Annotated in this window: 13 protein-coding genes and 1 riboswitch; of the genes, 5 read left to right on the forward strand and 8 right to left on the reverse strand. The window is 69.2% G+C overall.

Annotation, left to right across the window (positions count from 1 at the left end; all coding sequences use genetic code 11):
• The first annotated feature begins 4 nt into the window (after positions 1-4).
• The 3 genes from panC to THIARS_RS09945 all read left to right on the forward strand — a co-directional run bounded on the left by panC (position 5) and on the right by THIARS_RS09945 (position 3,344).
• Positions 5-850 (forward strand): pantoate--beta-alanine ligase, encoded by an 846-nt coding sequence (gene panC, locus THIARS_RS09935; RefSeq protein WP_094160806.1) that lies wholly within the window; start codon positions 5-7, stop codon positions 848-850.
• A gap of 103 nt (positions 851-953) precedes the next feature.
• Positions 954-2,525, forward strand: coding sequence for an L-aspartate oxidase (gene nadB, locus THIARS_RS09940; protein WP_094160807.1), 1,572 nt, complete (start codon positions 954-956; stop codon positions 2,523-2,525).
• Between the two features lie 3 nt (positions 2,526-2,528).
• Positions 2,529-3,344, forward strand: a complete 816-nt coding sequence (locus THIARS_RS09945) for an inositol monophosphatase family protein (protein ID WP_094160808.1) — start codon at positions 2,529-2,531, stop codon at positions 3,342-3,344.
• A 7-nt stretch (positions 3,345-3,351) separates the two neighbouring features.
• On the opposite strand, the gene glyA is transcribed toward THIARS_RS09945, so the two are convergent.
• Entirely contained in the window at positions 3,352-4,620 is a 1,269-nt protein-coding gene (glyA, locus tag THIARS_RS09950) for a serine hydroxymethyltransferase (RefSeq protein WP_094160809.1), read from the reverse strand.
• Positions 4,621-4,687: 67 nt separating this feature from the next.
• A riboswitch (ZMP/ZTP riboswitch) is annotated at positions 4,688-4,801 on the reverse strand.
• A 79-nt stretch (positions 4,802-4,880) separates the two neighbouring features.
• Positions 4,881-5,744, reverse strand: a complete 864-nt coding sequence (locus THIARS_RS09955) for a transglycosylase SLT domain-containing protein (RefSeq protein ID WP_094162054.1) — start codon at positions 5,742-5,744, stop codon at positions 4,881-4,883.
• 286 nt (positions 5,745-6,030) lie between these two features.
• On the opposite strand from THIARS_RS09955, the gene ubiD reads away from it, so the two are divergent.
• Positions 6,031-7,578 carry a 4-hydroxy-3-polyprenylbenzoate decarboxylase gene (gene ubiD / locus THIARS_RS09960; protein ID WP_094160810.1) on the forward strand — a complete coding sequence of 516 codons (1,548 nt, stop codon included), beginning with the start codon at positions 6,031-6,033 and terminating at the stop codon, positions 7,576-7,578.
• Positions 7,579-7,641: 63 nt separating this feature from the next.
• On the opposite strand, the gene THIARS_RS09965 is transcribed toward ubiD, so the two are convergent.
• The 6 genes from THIARS_RS09965 to THIARS_RS09990 form a co-directional block, all read right to left on the reverse strand.
• Positions 7,642-7,857 (reverse strand): hypothetical protein, encoded by a 216-nt coding sequence (locus THIARS_RS09965; RefSeq protein ID WP_094160811.1) that lies wholly within the window; start codon positions 7,855-7,857, stop codon positions 7,642-7,644.
• Positions 7,858-7,926: 69 nt separating this feature from the next.
• Positions 7,927-9,741, reverse strand: a complete 1,815-nt coding sequence (locus THIARS_RS09970; protein ID WP_094160812.1) for a S8 family serine peptidase — start codon at positions 9,739-9,741, stop codon at positions 7,927-7,929.
• Positions 9,742-9,786: 45 nt separating this feature from the next.
• Positions 9,787-10,065, reverse strand: coding sequence for a hypothetical protein (locus THIARS_RS09975; protein ID WP_141202384.1), 279 nt, complete (start codon positions 10,063-10,065; stop codon positions 9,787-9,789).
• A gap of 127 nt (positions 10,066-10,192) precedes the next feature.
• A complete protein-coding gene (locus THIARS_RS09980) occupies positions 10,193-12,445 on the reverse strand; it encodes a hypothetical protein (RefSeq protein WP_094160814.1) in 2,253 nt (750 codons plus the stop codon).
• Between the two features lie 102 nt (positions 12,446-12,547).
• The gene (locus THIARS_RS09985) at positions 12,548-13,891 is read right to left on the reverse strand and encodes a hypothetical protein (protein WP_094160815.1); all 1,344 of its coding nucleotides are present in this window, start codon (positions 13,889-13,891) and stop codon (positions 12,548-12,550) included.
• A 158-nt stretch (positions 13,892-14,049) separates the two neighbouring features.
• The gene (locus THIARS_RS09990) at positions 14,050-17,169 is read right to left on the reverse strand and encodes an AfsR/SARP family transcriptional regulator (RefSeq protein WP_141202385.1); all 3,120 of its coding nucleotides are present in this window, start codon (positions 17,167-17,169) and stop codon (positions 14,050-14,052) included.
• Positions 17,170-17,411: 242 nt separating this feature from the next.
• Between THIARS_RS09990 and THIARS_RS09995 the strand changes: the two genes are divergently transcribed.
• Positions 17,412-21,245 (forward strand): DUF748 domain-containing protein, encoded by a 3,834-nt coding sequence (locus THIARS_RS09995; RefSeq protein ID WP_094160817.1) that lies wholly within the window; start codon positions 17,412-17,414, stop codon positions 21,243-21,245.
• The last annotated feature ends 197 nt before the right edge of the window (positions 21,246-21,442 follow it).

Here is a 21,442-nt window from a genome sequence, read left to right on the forward strand (position 1 = left end):
CAGCATGCATACCGTCCACACCCTCGCCGAACTGCGCGCCGAACTGCGCCGCCGCAGCGACTGGGCCCTGGTCCCCACCATGGGCAACCTCCACGCCGGCCATCTGGCGCTCGTCGCGCGCGCCCGCGAACTCAAGGCGCCGGTGGTCGCCAGCATCTTCGTCAACCGCCTGCAGTTCGGGCCGAACGAGGATTTCGACCGCTACCCGCGCACCCTGCCGCGCGACGCCCAGCTGCTGCAGGAGGCCGGCTGCGACCTGCTGTTCGCGCCCGACGAGGCCGAGATGTACCCGCAGCCGCAGGTCTTCCGCATCCAGCCCGACCCGGCGCTGGCCGGCATTCTCGAAGGCGCCGTGCGCCCCGGCCATTTCGAGGGCGTGGCCACCGTGGTGATGAAGCTGTTCCAGATGGTGCAGCCGCGCTGGGCCGTATTCGGCAAGAAGGACTACCAGCAGTTGCTGCTGATCCGCCGCATGGTGGCGCAGTTCGCCCTGCCGCTGGACATCGTCGGCCTGGACACCGTGCGCGACGCCGACGGACTGGCGCTGTCCTCGCGCAACGGCTACCTCAGCGCCGCGCAACGCGCCGAAGCGCCCGCGCTGCAGCGCGCGCTGCTCGGGTTAGCTAATGACGCACGACACGCCGCCACGCCGGCGCAACTGCTGGCGCTGGAGACCCGCGCCGCGCGCGACCTCGCCGCACGCGGCTGGGCCCCCGACTATCTCACCCTGCGCCGCCGCGGCGACTTGCTGCCGCCCGGCGAGCAAGAGCTGCGCCAGGGCGTCGACCTCGTCGCCCTGGGCGCCGCCAGGCTCGGCCCCACCCGCCTGATCGACAACCTGGAATGCTGACCACGCGCACGCGCGGGATGGCGCCCGACCAAGCGACTTCAGCGCGGGATCCCATGGACAATGCGGACTTGTCGTCCGGACTTCCACGACCCTTGAATTCCCCATGCACCCAAGCGACGTTCTCATCATCGGCGGCGGCCTGGCCGGCCTGAGCTGCGCCCTGCAACTCGCCGAACGCCACCAGGTCACCGTGCTGGCCAAGCGCGAGCTTGAAATGTCGTCCAGCCAGTGGGCGCAAGGCGGCATCGCCGCCGTGCTCGCCGAGGGCGACAGCTTCGACGCCCATGTGCACGACACCATGGTCGCCGGCGCCATGCTCAACGACCTGCCGGCCACCCGCTTCGTCGTCGAGCACGGCCCCGAGGCGATCGCCTGGCTGCGCGCGCAGGGCGTGCCCTTCGACACCGAGGGCAGCGCATTGCACCTCACGCGCGAGGGCGGCCACAGCCAGCGCCGCATCGCCCATGTGGCCGACGCCACCGGCGCCGCCGTGCAGCGCACCCTGCTGGCGGCGGCGCGCGCGCACCCCCGCATCACGCTGCTCGAAAACCTGGTCGCGGTGGACCTCATCGCCAGCCGCCACATGGACATGGCCGACGGCCAACGCTGCTGGGGCGCCTACGCGCTGAATACCGCCAGCGGCCGCGTGGAAACCTTCGCCGCGCCGCACACGGTGCTGGCCACCGGCGGCGCCGGCAAGGTGTACCGCTACACCACCAACCCCGACACCGCCAGCGGCGACGGCATCGCCATGGCCTGGCGCGCCGGCTGCCGTGTGGCGAACATGGAATTCATTCAGTTCCACCCCACCTGTCTCTACCACCCCAAGGCCAAGAGCTTCCTCATCTCCGAGGCGGTGCGCGGCGAGGGCGGCATCCTGCGCCTGCCCGACGGCACCCGCTTCATGCCCGCGCACGACGAGCGCGCCGAACTCGCCCCGCGCGACGTGGTGGCGCGCGCCATCGACTTCGAGATGAAAAAGCACGGGTTGGACTGCGTGCACCTGGACATCACCCACAAGGGCGAAGACTTCATCCGTCACCACTTCCCCACCATCTACCAGCGCTGCCTGGACCTCGGCATCGACATGGCGCGCGAACCCATTCCCGTGGTGCCCGCGGTGCACTTCACTTGCGGCGGCGTGCTCACCGACCTGGCCGGGCGCACCGACCTGCCCGGCCTGTACGCGGTGGGCGAAGTGGCCTACACCGGCCTGCACGGGGCCAACCGCCTGGCCAGCAACTCGCTGCTGGAATGCGTGGTGTTCGGCAGCGCCGCGGCGCGTGCCATCGCCACGCAAACCCCGCCCGCCCTGCCATCCCCCCGCCCCTGGGACGAAAGCCGCGTCAGCGACGCCGACGAGCTGGTCGTCATCTCCCACAACTGGGATGAGTTGCGCCGGCTGATGTGGAACTACGTCGGCATCGTGCGCACCAACAAGCGCCTGGAGCGCGCCGCCCACCGCATCGCACTGCTCGACGCCGAGGTGCACGAGTTCTACGCCAACTTCCGCGTCAACCGCGACCTGCTCGAACTGCGCAACCTGCTGCAGGTGGCCGAGCTCATCGTGCGCTCGGCCCAGTTGCGCCACGAAAGCCGAGGCCTGCATTACAGCCTCGACTGGCCCCAAACCGCCGCGCCGGCCGCCCCCACCATCCTCGTGCCGGGAACCTGAGCCATGCCCGGCCCCGCCGCTCCCGACCTCGCACGCGTCGCCCGGCTGGTCCGCCAGGCCGCGCTGCAGGAAATCCTCCCCCGCGCGCAGGACCCCAACGCCCGGCTCAAGGCCGACGGCACCTGGGTCACCGACGCCGACCTCGCCATGCAGCGCCGCGTGCAGCACGATCTCGCCGCGCTCTGGCCCCACATCCCCCTGCTCGGCGAGGAAATGCCCGTCGAGCTGCAAACCCGCCTGATGGCCGCCGAGGCCGCGGACCCCGAGGGTCCGGGCCTGTGGGTGCTCGACCCGCTGGACGGCACCAGCAACTTCGCCGCCGGCCTGCCCGTGTTCGGCCCCTCGCTGGCCTGGCTGCAGGGCGGACTGGTGCGCCTCGGCGTGGTGTTCGACGTCATGCGCGACGAACTCTTCAGCGCCACCCTCGGCCGTGGCGCCAGCCTCAACGGCCAGCCGCTGCCCACGCCCGCCACCCAGGTGCCGCTGGCCAAGGCCATCGCCTGCGTCGACTTCAAGCGCCTGCCCGCCCCGCTGGCCGCGCGACTCGCCACCCGGCCGCCCTACAGCTCGCAGCGCTCCATCGGCTCGGTCGCGCTCGACTGGTGCTGGCTGGCTGCCGGTCGCTTCCATCTCTACCTGCACGGCAGCCAAGGTCTGTGGGATTACGCCGCCGGTGGTCTCGTCCTCGCCGAGGCCGGCGGCCACAGTCGCAGCCTGAACGGCAGCCCCGTGTTCAACAATACCCTGGACAAACGCTCGGCCGTCGCCGCGGGAGACGCGGCGCTGTTCGCGCAATGGGCGGCCTGGCTGGCAGCTTAGGGCCTGTTCACGCTAGGTCTGCGCCCGCGTCGCCCGAGTACACCGGATAAGCGTCGGCCAGCGCCTGCACGGCCTTGCGCACGCGCGCCAGGACGGCGGCGTCCTGGGGCGCGTCGAGCATGTCGGCGATGAGGTCAGCGGTCTGCACCACCTGGGCTTCCTTGAAGCCGCGCGTGGTCATGGCCGGCGTGCCGATGCGGATGCCGGAAGTGACCATGGGCTTTTGCGGATCGTTCGGGATGGCGTTCTTGTTCACCGTGATGTGGGCCTGGCCGAGCAGGGCCTCGGCCTCCTTGCCGGTGATGCCCTTGGCGCGCAAGTCCACCAGCATGAGGTGGCTCTCGGTGCGCCCGCTGACGATGCGCAGGCCGCGCTGCTGCAGCGCCTGCGCCATGGCTTGCGCGTTGGCCAGCACCTGTTTCTGATAGACCTGGAACTCGGGCGCGAGCGCCTCCTTGAACGCCACGGCCTTGGCGGCGATGACGTGCATCAGCGGCCCGCCCTGCAAGCCCGGGAAGATGGCCGAGTTGATGGCCTTCTCGTGCTCGGCCTTCATGAGGATGATGCCGCCGCGCGGGCCGCGCAGGGTCTTGTGCGTGGTGGAGGTGACCACGTCGGCATGCGGAACGGGGCTGGGGTAGATGCCGGCCGCGATGAGCCCGGCGTAGTGGGCCATGTCCACCATGAAAATGGCGCCCACGTCCTTCGCCACCTTGGCGAAGCGGGCGAAATCGATGCGCAGGCTGTAGGCTGAGGCGCCCGCGACGATGAGCTTGGGCTTGTGCTGATGGGCCAGCGCTTCCATGCGGTCGTAGTCGATGGCCTCGTTCGCGTCCAGGCCGTAGGGCACGATGTTGAACCACTTGCCGCTCATGTTCAGCGGCATGCCGTGGGTGAGGTGGCCGCCTTCGGCCAGGCTCATGCCCATGATGGTGTCGCCCGGCTTGAGGAAGGCGAGGAACACGGCCTCGTTGGCCGAAGCGCCGCAATGCGGCTGCACGTTGGCGGCATCGGCGCCGAATAGCTGTTTGACGCGGTCGATGGCCAGGGTTTCGGCGATATCGACATATTCGCAACCGCCGTAGTAACGCTTGCCGGGGTAACCCTCGGCGTATTTGTTGGTGAGCTGGGTACCCTGCGCCTGCATCACCGCGGGCGAGGCGTAGTTCTCGGAGGCGATGAGTTCGAGATGCTCGTGCTGGCGGCGGTTCTCGCTCTGGATGGCGGCCCAGAGATCGGGATCGGTCTGGGCGATGGTGACGTGGCGGTCGAACATGGGCGTGGGTCCTTGCAGGCTGCTGTGGCGTAGGCGCTGCCGGCCCGCAAGCAGACCGGCAGCGCATCGTGGGGGCCCAGGCGAACGGCGGCGAACGTTGCGCTTCCCGGTGGTTGTCCACCTCGACGAGCTGTTCCGGATGATCGGCCGTGCCGTCTTATCGCCAGTTGCGCAACGCCAAAATGGTAGCGCAGGGCACGCCGCGCAGCGGCGCGCAGATGATTCCCGGCCATGCCTGCCGGGATGCCGCGCACGTTTGGTCAGGTCTTGCGGGGCGCGGCGCTGCCGGTCGTGGACTGGCTGCTGGCGGTCTGCTCGGCCTTGGGCGCCGGGAGCGCGGGAGCGGCTGGCTGCGCCGCGGCGGTCAAGGGCGTTTTCGAGGCGCCCCCGCTCTGGGCGACGACACGGGCCAGCCGCGCCTGCTCAGCCATCACCTTGGCAGCGTAGCCGCCCTCGGTTGCCGCCGATGTGGCGCCGACATAAAGCCGCAGCCCGGCCTCCAGCGATCCGCCGCGCGCAATGGCGTTTTTCAGCACCAGCGCGCCGACCTTGACGTTGGCCATCGGGTCGATGCTGGCGCGCGCCCCGCCATAGGGGGCGAACTTGTCCCGGTGCACCGTCGGCATCACCTGCATCAGGCCTGTGGCGCCCACGCTGCTTTGCGCGAAAGGATTGAAGGAGGACTCGACCGCCATGACGGCGAGGATCAAGGTGGGATCGAGGTGCTCCTGCTTGCCCACCTGCCAGGCGCTGCTGACCAGTTCCTGCATCGCCAGCGGGGCGATGCTGTAACGGCGCGACAGCCAGTTGGCGACCGCCAGCTGGGCGCGGTCGAGCTGAGGTCCGGTGGCGGCGGCTCCCACCAGTTCGGGCCCGGCAGCGTCGTCCTCGGCTTGCTGGCCCATGGCCTGCAACTCCTCGACGGCAGCCTTGCGCGCCACCACCCACTGGCTGACGCTTTTCTCCAGCGACAGCACGGTTTGAGGGTGCAAATAGAGAAAGGCACCCGTGGCCACGACGAAAAAACCCACCATCATGAGCGTGTGGTGGGTCCACTCCAGAACTTCGGCTCCGAGAGAGCGCCAACTCAGGGGTTGGGCTTGGGCCTGTGACGGATTCGACATCTTGTTCTCCTGTGTCAAATGGCGCCTGCGCTGCATGCCGCACGGTCGGTGCGGCGAGAACGGCACAGATGCCGGGCACAGATCCGAAATGGGTTCCTGATGGAGCCTCGCGCCTAAGATGCTGTTGCATCGTTGCCGGCTTGTCTCATGCCGGGGGCTGTTTCGGGACGTTTTGTTGGCACGCCGCACGGTGCTGACGGTCTATTGTGCTCAAGCAGACCGGATTTTAAAGTCTCCTTATATCCTGTCAATCTATAAGAACTACAAAAACAAAACTTTAATGTCTATGAAATACCGCGATCTCAGGGATTTCCTGGGTGTCTTGCAAACCCAGCGCCAGTTGCTGGAGGTGGATGAGCCCGTCTCGCCGCAGTTGGAGATGACCGCCGTGTGCGACGCCATGCTGCGGCGCGCCGGGCCGGCGCTGCTGTTTCGCCGGCCCGCGGGCTATGCCATGCCGGTGCTGGGCAATCTGTTCGGCACGCCGCGCCGCGTGGCAATGGGCATGGGGGTTGAGGACGTGGCCGAGCTGCGCCGCATCGGCGAAGTCCTGGCGCGGCTGAAGCAGCCCGAGCCGCCGCGCGGCCTGAAAGACACCGGCGACCTGCTGCAGCTCGTGCGCGCGGTATGGGACATGCGCCCGGCCGAAATCCGCAAGCCGCCCTGCCAGCAGCAGGTGCTGGAAGGCGCGGAACTCGACTTGAACCAGCTGCCGCTGCAGACCTGCTGGCCCGGCGACGCCGCCCCGCTGCTGACCTGGGGCCTGGTGGTTACGCGCGGACCGCGCAAGCCGCGGCAGAATCTGGGCATCTACCGCCAGCAGCGCATCGGCCGCAGGCAACTCATCATGCGCTGGCTGGCCCACCGTGGCGGCGCGCTGGATTTTCGCGACCATGCCGCAGCCCACCCCGGCCAGCCCTTCCCCATCGCCGTGGCGCTGGGGGCCGACCCGGCCACCATCCTGGGGGCGGTGACCCCGGTGCCGGATTCACTGAGCGAATACCAGTTCGCCGGTTTGTTGCGCGGCGGGCGCACCGAGCTGGCGCGCTGCCTCGGGCTGGAGCTGCAGGTGCCGGCGCACGCCGAAATCGTGCTCGAGGGGCACATTCCTCCGGCCGAACCCGGCTTCGCCGGCGAGAGCGAAACGGGAGTGAAGCTCGCCGAGCGCGGCGGCTATCTGCACGCGCTGGAAGGCCCGTTCGGCGACCACACCGGCTACTACAACGAGCAGGACTGGTTCCCGGTGTTCGAGGTGCAGCGCATCACCATGCGAGACAACCCTATTTACCACTCCACCTACACCGGCAAGCCGCCGGATGAACCGGCCGTGCTGGGCGTGGCCTTGAACGAGGTGTTCGTGCCGCTGCTGCAGCAGCAGTTCCCGGAAATCACCGACTTCTACCTGCCGCCCGAGGGCTGCTCCTACCGGCTGGCGGTGGTGGCGATGCGCAAGCAGTACGCCGGGCATGCCAAGCGGGTGATGTTCGGGGTGTGGAGTTTCCTGCGCCAGTTCATGTACACCAAATTCATCATCGTGACCGACGACGACGTGGACATCCGCAACTGGCGCGACGTGATCTGGGCCGTCACCACCCGCATGGACCCGGTACGCGACACCACGCTGATCGACCACACGCCCATCGACTACCTCGACTTCGCCTCGCCCGAGAGCGGCCTGGGCGGCAAGATGGGCCTGGACGCCACGCACAAATGGCCCGGCGAGACCCGGCGCGAATGGGGCCGGGTCATCGTGCCGGACGCACAGGTCGCCGCGCGTGCGCGGGAACTGGTGGATCGGCTGTGGCCTGTCGAGGCGGGGCCCGCCCGCGGCTGAAGCCCGGGCGAGCACCCCCGAGCTCGGCGGCGCGCCCCCCTTGGCGCGCGCGTGCCGCCGAGCTCAGGCCGAGGATCCGTTGCCCTCGATGGCCTGCAGCAACCAGTCTTGCACCGGGCCGGCGTCGATGCCCGGCTGCTTCGCGGCCAGAGTGCCTCCGCCCGTCTGCAACAGGCTCGCGGGCGGCGGCCCGCCGTCGAGCCCGGTGGCCGTCACCGTGGCCGCCGGCGACGCCACGGTGAAGGAATCGGATCTGTCCGTTTCGATGATGATGCGCATGATGCTTTCTCCATCCAGATTTGGATCGACATGCGTGGCCGGGAACCGCGAACGGCCCCGGCCACGGGTTTACCAGCCGAGCACGGCGTAGCGCGCTTCGATGTTCACCGGATCGGGATTCAGGTTCGTGATGCTGATCCAGTAGGTGATGTAGGCGTCCGAGGCGCGCTCCACCTGCACCTTCCACTCGATCTGCGGCGCGCCGGGGCGCGTGCTGGTGGGCACCACGGTCCACACCACATGCCAGTGCGCAGGCCAGCGGTAGGTGAACCAGCGCTGGGTTTGCCCGGCGGCGACCGTACCGGTGAACTGCACGCCGATCCATTCCCGCGTCTGCAGCGCGCTGACGATGAGCTGGCGCAGGTTGGGACGGTTGCCGATGCGCTGGGTGCGCGGACGCGCCGGGTGGTTCTGCGGGTAGCCGGAACCCGTCATGTTCGGCAGAAAAGTGAAAGCCGGCCCGTCCTGCTGCGGCGAACCGGTGGTGCGCAGCAGATCGATGGCGCGGGCCGGCGTCAGCGGAATGCGCCCACGCGCACGCAGCACGCCCTGGACCGAAGCCAGGGCGCCGACGACGATGGGCGACGCGCTGGACGTGCCGCTGAACTGGTCGGTGTACCAGAGGTCGCGGTTGGCACCGCCCTGCAAATCGCCGTAGCCGGTGCTGGTGACTTCCCAGCCCCAGCCCTGCGCATCCACCCGCGCGCCATAGTTGGAAAAGAAGCAGCGGCCACGGTCGGCGTAGACATCGCCCCAGCCGGGCTGGGCGTTGCGGCCATGGGTTCCCGCGGGCGGCAAGCCGGCGCCTGCGACCACCGCGCCGGAACTGGGGTTGGCGGTGTTGAACGGGTTGCGCCAACTGGCCGGAAAGCCGGCCGGGCGGGCGTCGTACACCGGGTCGCTCAGGTTCTGCCCGCCGTTGCCGGCGGCTTCCACCACGATGACGCCCTTGCTGACGGCATAACGGATGGCGGCGTAGTCGTCCGGCCACCACTCGATGGCGATGTAGCCGAACTGCCCCGAGCCCGACGCCGCGCGCGGACCGGCGCGATGCACCTCGAGCAGCATGATGTCGCCGGGGCGCAGCCGGTCGGCGGCGATGCGGATCGCTTGCGCCGTGGAATTGCTCACCAGCGACACCGCGCTGACCTGGGCGTCCGGGCTGATGCCGGTGATGCCGAAGCCGTTGCGGTCGCCGCTGAACTCGCCGAGCACCGCGGTGCCGTGGTTGTCGTCCGACGAACTGGTTCCCGAGACCACGCCGCTCTGGTTCTGCCGCAGATCCCCGTGGTTGAAGCGCCAGCCCCACTCGATGTCGATGATGTTGACGCCGGCGCCGCGCCCGCCAGGCTGGGTCCAGGCGTACTGCGCGTCGATGCCTGCCGGCGCGGGGTTCAGATAGATCTGGCGCGACGTGAAATCCGGCGTCACCGCCGGCGGCTCGACGCCCGCGGCCGGCATGGCGTTGAGCTGGAAGTCGAAATCGGCGGGCACGGCGGGCGGCTTCACATAGGCGGCCTCGATGCCGTCGAGCTTGCACAGGCGCTCGGCCAGCGCCTCCATGCGCGCCTCGGGCACGTCGACACGGTAGTACACGGCGAGGTCGGGCACGTCGGCGCCGGTTTCGGCGGCCATCGCGCTGGTTTGCGCCCGCAGCCTGTCCTCGCTGTCGCCGAACAGCGGTTCGAGCGTGAGGTCTTCGCTGTCGAGCAGTTTGTTCAGCGCGCGCACGTCCGCGCCGGCCGCGGACGTCATGGCTGCCCGCCCGGTGGCGCGCAGGTCGTAATCAGGCTTGGCCACGACGATCAGCTCGCGGCGGTATCCGGCATCGAGCGCATGCGGCGCACGATCACCGTTGGACGGGGTTTTGGAAGATTTGGCCATGATGGGCTCCTCGAACGGGTGGGACAGTGAACGTGGTGGTGGTCTTCAGGGAAGGGCATCCGGCGGCTTCACATAGGCCGCTTGGACAGCGGGGCAGGCGCGGATGCGCTCGACCGCGACCCGGGTGTCGACGGTTTCGGGCGCGTCCGCGATGAAATACGCCTGCAGTTCGGGGTCGGCCACGCCGGGGTGCATCGGCCGAAGGACAAGCCCGGCCTCATGCACAAGACGCTTCAGGCTCTGGACGTCGGCGTCCGGCGTGGCATCCTGATTCCGCAGCATGGCTTGCGTCGCGCCGTGCGTAAGCTGGATGGTGAATTGCATGGACTCGGGTGTCTCGGTGGTGGCGCGACCGTGTCCGTGGGCGTGCCGGAAAAAGGATCGTCGGACAAACACAGGGTCCGCGCGGTCGACCGAATCCGGGCATGCGGACTCGGGCCACGGCGCGGCGTTACGGCGTGCCATTGCCCTCCTGCTCGGCCAGCGCGAAGGCGATCCACTTCCAGGTATCCATGCCGCCCAGGCGCTGATCCCCATTGGTCGCCTTGGCATGCACGCCCAGGCTGGCGGCAAACGCGGCGTTGACGCAGGTCCCCACCAGGTCAGCCGGCGCGAAGTCGCGCTGGTAGAACCCGGCCGATTTGTTGTAGGGCGCGGACGCCGTGGGGGCGCTTGCCGCCGCCACTTCGACATAAGGCGCCAGCGTGGTGGCGAGCGCCAGGCCATTCGATCCGCGCTTGATGGCGAAACCAAAGACCGCGTGATTGTTGGGATGTGCCGCCCGATACTGCACATGGACCGAATCCCCGGCTTGGTAGCGCAGGAACCCGCAGTCGTCGCTTGCCGCCACGCCGCCGATGCTGGGTTGCGGCAGTTCGGCCTCGACGCCGTTGTTGTCCACCTGCACCCGGAACACATAGGCGCCGCCCGCCTCCTCGGCCGGCGTGGCGAGGCGGGTGGTGGTGCCGTCGGCGTTGCGCGCCAGAAAGCGCAACGTGGATGCGCCGGGCATGACCTGGTTGCCGGCGTGGTCGAACACCTCGATCTTGATCTCGAACGCCCCGGCGTCGTCGGTGGTGTTGTCGGCCGACAGTGGCGGTGCGGCCAGCAGGGTGTTCCAGCTGGCGGCGACTTCGCTCGCGTTGCCGCTGAGCCATTCGCTGGCCACCACCGTACCGCCGGGGTTCGGCGGCTGTTGTGGTTTGAATTCGAACAGGCCGCTGTGCGGGCCATGGGTCGCCGGACCGACGGGATAACTTTCGTAGGTCGGCAGGCGGCCGCCGGAATACTCCAGGCGATAGCCCCGCGCCAGCGGCGTGGCGATGGGCGTCCATGTCGGATCGCTCGCGCCGGTGTTCGGGCTCGACCCCGAGGTCACCCTGCTGTAGGCGTAGCGGTAGTACTTGATCCCGCTCGACGGGATGAAGTAGGAGTCGTCGTGAATGAAATTGAGCGTGCCGCCGAACGGCGCGTTGTACAAGGCCCCGAGAGCGGTCGTCGGCATGTCGTCGAGGTAGTCGAGATGGCCGTCGGACCGCAGCCAGCCGAACGGTGCGGGCGCAGACCCCGGCGGAATGCCCCAGATGGGCACGTGGGCAACGGCCCAGGGCAAGACGAACAGGGTGACGCCCGGAGGAACCTCGTAAGACGGCTCCTCGCAGGCCACCGCGCCCGGCAGGTTGAGCACGATCTCGCTGCCACAGGCATGGTTCCAGTGCGTGCCGCAACCGATGCTGGGGCGATACACGGTGACCCAGGCGCCGTCCTGGAATTGCTCGACCCAGAAGTACAGGTCGGGTCGATCCTTGCAGTCGTTGATGACGAGTGCGGTGAAACGGCCTTCGCTGTCGACGTTGGCGGTCGTCAGGCAATCCACCCGGAACCAGGACCAGAGGTATTGCAGATCGCACAGATGGATGGCGATGATGCTGGAAAGATCGATCAACCGCGCACGCAACTGCGCCACGGAACGGGACGTGGCCAGGGCAACAACCGACTGCGACGCCGCCTCGGACAAGCCGCCGGTTTGCGGCGCCGCGCTCGCGAGGCTTGCCGCGTGCGGCTGCATCGTGGCGGCGAGCGGACCCGGCGACGGCCCGGTCGCCGGCCCGGTCGCCGGCCCCGTCAGCGGGCCGCGCAAGGGCCCGGGACCGGGCCATGGACGCGGAGGAATCGGCCAAGGGACCACGCGCAGCTTGTCGAGCAGATCGTCGCGCAGTCGCAGGATGTCGCGATCGGGAAGTCTGGGGATCACGATGGACAGGCGATCCACCTCGCAGACATGCACACGCGCATTGCACACCGGCAACTCCTTGTGCGTGCCGTCCGGCAAGGTGAAGCGCTTGACCAGGCGCCCGCGCACCCAGCAGAGGCACCACTTCGGAAAAACGACGCTGGGCACCTTGATCTCGAGCCGCGGTTTCTCGACCAGAAAGCGAACCGGCTGCGCGTATGCGCCCATGCGCTTGAGGCCTGCTGCGGTCGGCACGGGCTGATCCCTGTCGACCCGCGGGCCGAGGATGACGTCGAGCATGCGGCCGTCGAATTCGGCCGGGATCTCCACGCTCGCCGCCCCCTTGTCCAGGGCGGCGCTGCCGACGAAACCGCCCTGGCTGGTGTAGGCGTAGGCCTGGAGGTCTTGCGCTTGGCCCTGGTCCGTGAACATGAGCTTGATCTGCAGACGGACGGTCTTTTCGGATTTCATGCTGGATTCCTGCGGGTTGTGGACATGGGTTGCTCGGTCACGGTGGGTGAAGGACACGCCGTCGCGCGGCAGGCCTTGGGCAGCGCCGGGGTCTCGCGCCGCCTAAGGCGTGGCCGGCGTGGCCGACGCGGACGGGCAGCAGCGGTATTCCTGCGCCTGGTCCAGCAGCTCGATCTGCCGCTTGAGCAACTGGTTTTGCAACTCCAGGTGCTGCAACGCGAGCTGCTTTTCTTTCTGCAGCTCGGGCTCGCAGATGTTGCAGTCGTCGAAGCAACCCTTGACGATCACCCCCGCCGTCGGCAGCGAGGTTTCGCGCGTGAACTCGAACTGCAGGCGCGCCTCGCTGCTGAACGTGCCGGCCTTGGGGTCGAGCAGCTTGCGTTCGGCAAGTTGCTTGTCGACCTCCGCGAGCGCCGCCTTGCGCACGTTGTCCGGCATGGGCGTCTGCACCTGGGCCGCCGTGGCCAGATTCGCATTCAGGCTCAAGCGCCCCGCGGCGAGGTACTGGGCCGAACCCGCCTGCGCGTACAGCGCCTCGCTTTGCAGGCCGCGCGACTCGATGTCGAGCCGCTTCGCATTGGTCGCCGGGACCTCCTGCGGGATGGCGGGAATCTGCCCGACGGCGCGTATCGGGTTGGCCAGCACGGGAGCGGGAGCGACGGGGTCGAGCACGCGCCGCTCGATGGCGACGAGTTCGAAGGAAATCGTCTCGATCTTGTTGATGCGGTAGAACAAAAACGTCAGCGCGTGGCAGGCGTTGGGGTTGGCGAACTGCCGCGACGAGGCCTCGTACTGGTCCTCGGTTTCGCCCTGCTGGTGGGTACGGCTCGACACCTCGCCGATGGAGATGGAATGCGCCTTGCGCGTGGCCTCGACCGAAAGGTTGTCGGCCATGCGGGCCTGCGAGGAATGCTGCTGCAGGTACTCAAAGGTGGATTCGGCGTTGTGGCTGCCGTGGGCGTTGGCATCGGCACTGGCGGACATGAAGCCGATCGACCCGCTGGCATCGCCGTGGAAGTCCCAGGAACCCTTGTCGGTGGCGCGGCTCGAGCCGTTGTCCTCGCTGTTCTGGTCGGCCATGAACGAACGCAGCGAGGACATGCGGTACTGCTCCTCGGACAGCTGCTCGCTGCGGTAGCTGAGACTGGACTCACTGTCGAAGCTGAATCGGCTGCGCCGGTCGGTGGTGGCCAGCCTCACCTTCTCGCCCGGCAGCAGCGTGGTGGTGTAGACGATATCGCCCAGAGCCAACGGTCCGGAGCAGCGCTTGAAGCGTGTGTGCAGGATGACCTCGACATGAACCTGCTGGCCGCTGGCCGTGCGCACCGTGGTCGGAAACAACAGCCTGCGGCGCATGTCCAGCACATCGCACACCGGCTGGGTGTCGAGGCTGGGGCAGCAGGGAACATCCTTGTACTTGGTCAGCGGATTGGGTGTGGTGGCCATGATGTCTTCTCGTCTTTGCAGGTCCGGCTCCTCTTTCACGAGGCCGCCAGCGGGACTCCTTCACGATTCAGCCTAAGCAGTCACGTCTTGTCACACAAGGTACAGATGTGTTACGTATGCGTTACAGATCGCTCGGCGCCGGGTCCGGGCCGGGCTGGTCAGAAGGAAATGGGCCGAGCCGATGGGGGCGTGCCGCCGAGCCGTGCGCGCAAAGTCGCCAGCGGCAGGTCCGCTTGATTCGGCACGAGTTCCACGCAGCGCAGGTAGGCGTCCCGCGCTTCCCGCGGCCGGCCGAGTTCCAGGCAGGCCTGGATCAGGCCGTGGTGGAAGGCCGCGTCGTGCGCATCGAATGCCAGGCCCCGCTCGCAGCACGCGGCCAGATCCTCCCACTGCGCTGCGGCGGCACATGCCTGCGTCCTGGCATGCAGGCATGCGCTCAGGCGCGCGCGGAGCTGGTGGCGCACGTCCGCCGCCCAACCGGCTTCGGGCTCGCCCGGGAAAACGCCTGCAGCATGCCGCGCCAGCAGGTCGAAAAGCAGATCGGCCTGCTGTCCAGGCGCCTGCTCCAGGCTGGCGAGATCCCTGAACATGCCGAGTAGATCGACCCGGCAGCGGTGCTCGTCGATCGAGACCCTGCCCGCCAGGCAGACGATGCCGTCGTGCCCGACGAGGTTGCGCAAGCGGTGCAAGGTGACCCTGAGCACCTGCTGCGCGGCGATGTCGTCGAGGTGCGGCCAAAGAACCTCGGCCAGCCGCGTCTTGCAGGCCTGGCCGCCCAGGGCGACCAGCAACTTGAGCAGTTCCAGCGGCTTCTTCGGCGTTTTGCCCGACGCCGCGATGGCCCTGCCGTCGATCTCGATACCGAACGGACCCAAAACGCGAATCTCCACCGGCAGCTGCCAGCTAGGCGGCACCGGCGCGTCCGGCGGTGGCTGCAGCCTGCGCGCGCGGATGATCTTGCGCACGAACTCGGGCTCGATGCCGTGCGCAAGAGCCTTGGTGCACTGCGTCGCCACCACCGCGTCGCGCCACCAGGGGAAGTTGGTGAAACCGCTGCGGCACCACAGGCCCATCCATCTGCGCAGCGTGTCATCCGGGTCCGGCGTGCCGGTCTGGCCCAATCCAAGCTCAAGCCTGGCCAGCAGCACGTCGAAATGCACCGTGTCGCTGCGGATGCGCGCCGCCAGGGCTTCGGCTTCGTCCAGGCTCAGGCGCGCCGCGCTGGCATCCCCGTGCAAGGCCTGCGCGCGGGCGACGGCGCACAACACGATCCCCTCCGCCCAGGGCACCCCGGCATCGCGCGCGCAGCGCAACGCGGCCTGCGCGTGCGCGCGCATGGCGGGATGGTCGCCCTCGTGCAGGGCAAGAATGCTGCTCAGGTGGTGGTAGTAGCTGTGGTCGAGGTGGCGGCCTGGCCGCAGACTGCGTGCCATGCGGCGGGCAAAGGCACGCGCCTCGGCGAGCTTGCCGGTGCTCAGGCAGCACCACAGCGACTGGCCGAGAAGCAGGCTGTCCCACGCATGCACCTCGCTGCGCCGGCCCAGCGCCAGACCGCTATCGAGCAAGGCCATGGCATCGGCGGGTTCGCCGTGCATCAAACCCTGATAAACGCTCTGCGCGACGGTCCAGGCGATCAAAGCCGCCGGGACGGGCCGCGCGTCTGCGTCAGGGCCGGGCGCCAGCTCGAACACCAGGCGTGCGGCGACCATGTCGCCGCGCCACCAGCTCTGGTAGAGCAACAGCTGGGCCGCTGCATAGGCCCGCAGCGGCTCGTGCGCGCAACGCTCGGCGATGCGATGCATCGCCGCGGCCAGCGCCGGCAGGCCGGCATGCCCGGGCTGCCGGTACATCATGGCCATGAACAGCGCCACCTGCGCCCGCAGCGCGACATCCTCGGGAAGCGATAGGCCCGCGTCGAGCAGGCGGTCGAGTTCGGGGATCCAGCGGTCGAGCGCGTGGAAATCGCCCCACTGGTTGATGACGGTCTCGACGATGCCGGTCAGCGCGACGACCTCCCCGACCCCGTCGCCCTCTTCGGCGAACGCCATGAATGCGCGCTGCAGCGCGACGCGCGCCTCGGCCGGGGCCTGCCCCAGGCGGCCAAGCCCAATCCAGCATTCCTGCCAGGGATGCGGCTGACCCTGCTGCTGCGGACGTGGCTGCATCCACTGCCGCGCCCGGCGCAAGGGCTCGCCGCGGAGCCAATCGGGAAACACCGAGGGCAGTCGCTGCACCAGCTCGGAAAACAGCCCCTGCCGCGCCAGCATGGCAGCGGCTTCATCCTCGCGGCCCTGTGCCCACAGGACGGCGGCGATGCGGCGGTCCATCTCGCGCAGCTGCCGCGCGCCGAGAACGCGCAGGGCGTGGCGCCGCAGGAAATCGCAAAACATCGGATGCAAGGCATAAGCCTCGCCGCCGGCGCGCCGCGCGACAAAGCAGTGATTGCGCCACAGCCCATCGAGCAGGGCCCCGCCACCGCGTTCCGGATGCAGGCCCTGCGCGAGGGCCGGCGTGATCTCGCCCACACGCGCCAGCTCGCACAGCCATGGCAGCATGTCCGGCGGCAAGCGCCGCACGACCTCAAGGGAAAAATAGTCGTCCAGTGCCTCGACCGGCACCAGCCCGGCCTGGACCCGCGGCTGATCGAGCAGCAGCGCAAGCCCGGCCGCCCAGCCCCAGCTGGCCTGCCGCAGGAATTCCAGGGCCTTCGGTGCCAAGTCGGCATGCCCGCGCAACCGCGCCAGGGCCAGGATGTCCTCGGGCCCGAACGCCAAGGCCTGGGCGTCCAGGGCCGCCGCAAGACCGCGGCTGCGCAACACGGCCATTGCCGGCGGCGCGGGCAACCGGCTCAGGGCCATGGCGTTGCACCCCGGGGGCAGCCGCGTCAAGCCATCTTCGAGCAGGGCGACGAGATGCGGCGCATGACCCGGCTTGTCGATGTCGTCCAGCACGAGCAGGGCGCGCTGCGGCAAGCGCGCCGCGGCTGCGGCGAACAGCCTGCCCCAGTAGTCGCGTGGATTGGCGAGGTCGGCCTGCGTCGGCTGCGGCAGCTGCGACGGCAGCTCGCCGCACAGGGCGGCAAGCCCCTGCAGAAGCCCCTCCGCGCTGGCGGCCGGGCTCTGGTCGCGTTCGTCGCAGACCAGCCAGAGACAGGGCCGTTCCCGCAGGTTGGCATAAGCATGGGCCAGGGTGGTCTTGCCGGACCCCGCGGCGGCGTCGAGCCAGACCAGGGGGCGCGAACTGGCGTGCTCCACATCGCGCAGCAGCTGCTGCGGCAAGACCGGCTGCTCGGACCGCGGGCAGGCGAACGGATGAAGCAATTCGGCTTTCAATGTCCTGGGTTCCCATGCATCCGACACCGTTGGCGATCCGTCGCCTGCGGCCGAATACGTCAAATCCCCCAGTTTCTGGCCTCTATGGGCTTCAGCACTTTTTTCATTTTGGAAGCATTTCGTGACATGAGCAAGGCGCTCCCACCCATTGAGGGGATGGGCCCGGCGCGAGCAGCCATAATGTGCCCATGTCCCGCACCATGCTCATCTGGCTGCGCCGCCTCGCCTGGGTCGCGCCGGCCCTGCTCCTGCTGCTCGCGCTGGTCTTCGCCACCACGCCGTGGACGGTGCCGGCCCTGGTGCGCGACCGGGCGCAGCAGTGGATCACGCAAAGTACCGGACGCGCGGCGACCCTCGGCCCGATCGCCTTCAACCCGCTGAGCCTGCGGCTGCGCATGGACGATCTGCGGCTGCGCAACGCCGGCAATACCGCCGACAGTTTGCGCGTCGCCAGCGCCGAACTGCGCCTGGCGTGGCGCAGCGTGTGGAGCGGCAAACTGCAGATCGACGCGCTCACGGTCGAAAAGCCGCAGTTGTGGATCGTGCGCGAACCCTCCGGGCGCCTGGACCTGGACGACGTGCTCAAACGCCTGCAAGGCAGGCCTTCCAAGCCGGGCGCGCCGCCGCCAGCCTTCGCGCTGCGCGATCTGCGCGTCAAGAACGGCAGCGTGACCTTCGTCGACCAGGCCGCCAAGGTCGTCACCCGGCTCACCGACCTCGACGTGCACCTGCCCGCGATCTCCACCCTGCCCGGCCAGAACGGGCGCATGCAGCTGCGGTCGACGGCGAAGCTCGACGGCGCCACAGTGCAGTTGAACGCAAGCGGCACGCCGTTCGCCGGCGGCCGCGCGCTCGACCTGAACGCCGAGCTGCAAAGCCTGGCCCTGGCCCCTTTCCTGCCGTATCAGCCCGCCGTGCTGCCCGTGCGCCTGCAGGGCGGCACGCTGTCGGCGCGGCTGCAGGCCAGCTTCGTTGCGGCCCGCCCGCGCGATCTGGACATCCATGGCATGGTGCAGGTGCGCGACGGCGCGCTGCAGAACCGCGCCGGCCAGTTGGCCGCCTGGAAGTCCATGGATCTGCGCCTGGCCCATGTGCAGCCGCTGCAGCGCCGCGCCGACTTGGCGTCCGTGCGCATCGCGGGGCTGGTCGCCGAGTTCGCGCGCAACCCCCAAGGCCTCGTCGGATTCGGCCCGAACCGGGCGGCCGTAGCTGTGCGACAACCCGCGGTCGCCCCGGTTTCCACGACGGTCGCGGCGTCCCCTGCGGCCGCCCCGGGCTGGCGCGTGCATATCGGCACGCTCGACCTCGCCGGCAGCCATCTGCGCTGGCGCGACACGGCGGTGCAGCCCGCGGTCGACTGGAACTTCGACGCCCCGCAACTGCGCGTCACCAAGCTCGGCTGGCCGCTCGACGCACCTGCGCCGTTCGAGGCCGACATCGCCGGCCCGCAGGGACTTCAACTCCGGATCAGCGGCCAGGCCGACGCGCAACAGGCGCAGGCCACGCTCGCCGCCACCCACCTCGACCCCCGGCTCGCCGCCGCCTACGCCGCAACCGCCCTTGGCGGCTTGGCCCCGCCGCGCGGCCTGCTGAACGCGCAGGCCACGCTGGACTGGCGGACCAAGGCGGCCCGCCTGAACGTCGATGTGCGCCATGCGCATTGGACCGGCTTCGCCTTCGGCCCCGCCGGCGGCGGCCTGCAGGCACAAGACATCACCCTCAACGGCGCGCAGCTGCACTGGGCAGCCCAGCCACGCACCCTGCTGCTGGACGTGGGCCGGGCGCAGATCGACGGCTTCGCCACCGGCCAGAATGCCGCACTGCGTGCCGCGCAGCTCAGCGTGAGCCAGGCCCATGTGGATCTGGCCGCGCATACCGCAAGCGTCGGCGAGGTGCAGATCATGCGGCCGCAGGCCAGCGTGGCGCGCGACCCCACCGGGCAATGGTCGTTCAGGCATTGGCTGCCGCAGAATCTGCTGCGCGCGCCGCCAGGCGCTGGCGCCCCACCGTCCACGGCGCCGCCCTGGCGGATTCAGGTGCGACAGGCCCAGGTGCAGGGCGGACGCTTCTATCTGGCCGACACCAGGCCCAAGAGGCCGGTGGTGGTGGCGTTCACCGGCGTCGACCTGGGTTTGCATGATGCGACATGGCCGCAAACCCGGGCGACCGGCGTGACCCTGAGCGCGCACGTCAGCGACGAGCTTCCAACCGCGATCACGCCTCTGCCGACCGTGGCGCCGGGCGCCAAGTCCGCGACCACGGCCACCGGCACGCCGGCCCTGGTCCCGGTAGCGCCTGAAGCCGCGCCGGCCTCCGGCACGCTGCGCTTTTCCGGGCTGGCCACGGCCAGCCCCTTCACGCTGCGCGGCAAGCTCGATGCCCAGGACCTGCCGGCCCAGATCGCCGGCAACTACCTGCCGGCGCGCGTGAACGCCGAAGTTCTGCGCGCGCAGGCCAGCGCCACGGGCAACCTCGCCGTGAACATGGAAGCGGCGGGACCCAGCGTGCATTTCGACGGCCAGGCGCGCCTGAACCACTTCATGGCCGACACGCTGGTGCCGCGTGAACGCCTGCTGGGCTGGAACAGCCTCGAACTCGGGGCCCTGCGCATCGACCACACGCCGCGTCCGGGCCGTGCCCCCGCCACCACGGTGGATGTGGGCCAGGCCGCGCTGCGCGACTTTTACGCCCGCGTGGTGCTGGATCCGAACGCCAAGTTGAATCTCGCCCAGGTGTTCAATCCCATGCCGTCACGAGGCGCCGCGGCGCCTGCCGCGCCCGTCGCCGGCACGGCGGCTGCCAAGGCCGCGGGTTCCGATCTGCGCATCGCCGTGGGCGGCATCACCCTGGCCGGCGGCCGCGTGGACTACACCGACCACTTCGTCAAGCCCAACTACTCCACCAGCCTGTCGGGCGTGGAAGGCAGCATCGGCGCCTTCAGCTCGGCCAACCCCAAACCCGCCCCGGTCGACCTGCGCGGCACGGCCGAGAGCACGGCCCCGGTGACGCTGAGCGGGATGGTGAACCCCTTGACCAAGCCGCCTGTGCTCGACCTGCGCGGCAAGATGAGCGGCCTGCAACTGGCGCCGCTATCGCCCTACTCGGGCCGCTACGCCGGCTACAACATCAAGCGCGGCGTGCTGTCCATGGACGTCCACTACACCGTCAACCCGAGCGGGCAACTCAAGGCCGACAACCAGCTCGTGCTCAATCAGCTCACCTTCGGCAGCCGGGTGGACAGCCCCGAAGCGACCAAGCTGCCCGTGCTGCTGGCGGTCGACCTGTTGAAGGACAGCCGCGGCAATATCGCGCTCAACATCCCCATCTCGGGTTCGCTCAACGATCCGGAGTTCAGTCTCGGTGCCGTCATCACCAAGGCCGTCGTCAACCTGATCGCACGCGCGATCACCGCGCCCTTCTCCCTGCTCGGCCACATGTTTGCAGGCGACGCCGCCGCCGAGCAGCTCAGCCACATCGCCTTCATCCCCGGAACCGCGGAGCTGCGGCCCGGCGAAACCGTCAAGCTGCAGGACATCGCCAAGGCACTGCTGGCCAAACCCCAACTCATCCTCACCATCACCGGCGAGACCGATCCCGACGCCGAACGCGCGGCCTACCGTCAGGCGCACCTCGACCAGCAATTGCTCGCCGCCTGGAAACGCGACCTGCCGCGTGCCGAGGCCTACGCCAACGCCAAGACCCAGACCGTGCCGCCGGCCGAGCGCGCCAAGGCGCTTGCGACGGTGTACCGCCAGACCCCGCTGCCGGACAAGCCGCGCGACGCGCTGGGCCTGCCCAAGACGCTGCCCGAGGACGCGATGCAGCGCTTGCTGCTGCAGAACATTGCGGCGTCCGACGACCGCATGCAGGCGCTGGCCATGCAACGCGCCGTAACCTTGCGCGCCGCGCTCGAGGCCCTGGGCGTGCCCGGCGCGCGCCAGTTCATCGCCGCCCCGGCGCTGGTCAACAAGCCGCCCGCCGGATGGACGCCGCAAGCCAGCCTCTCGCTCACGCTGCCTTGAGCCGGTCCGGCGATAACCCGCCCGCCAGTGCCGGTTTGCTTGACGCGCCCATGGCCGCGGGTCTACATTGGCTGCACCGCGACGGTACAGCCGCCACGGTGGCCGGGCCGGGTGAAGCCCGGGCCGGAGTCCCCCCAGAATCCCTGCATCCTTGCGGGGTTGGCATGTGGCAACAAACCCATATGCCGCGCTGAACC

The organism is Thiomonas delicata (assembly GCF_900088825.1).
Classification (GTDB): Bacteria; Pseudomonadota; Gammaproteobacteria; order Burkholderiales; family Burkholderiaceae_C; genus Thiomonas_A; species Thiomonas_A delicata.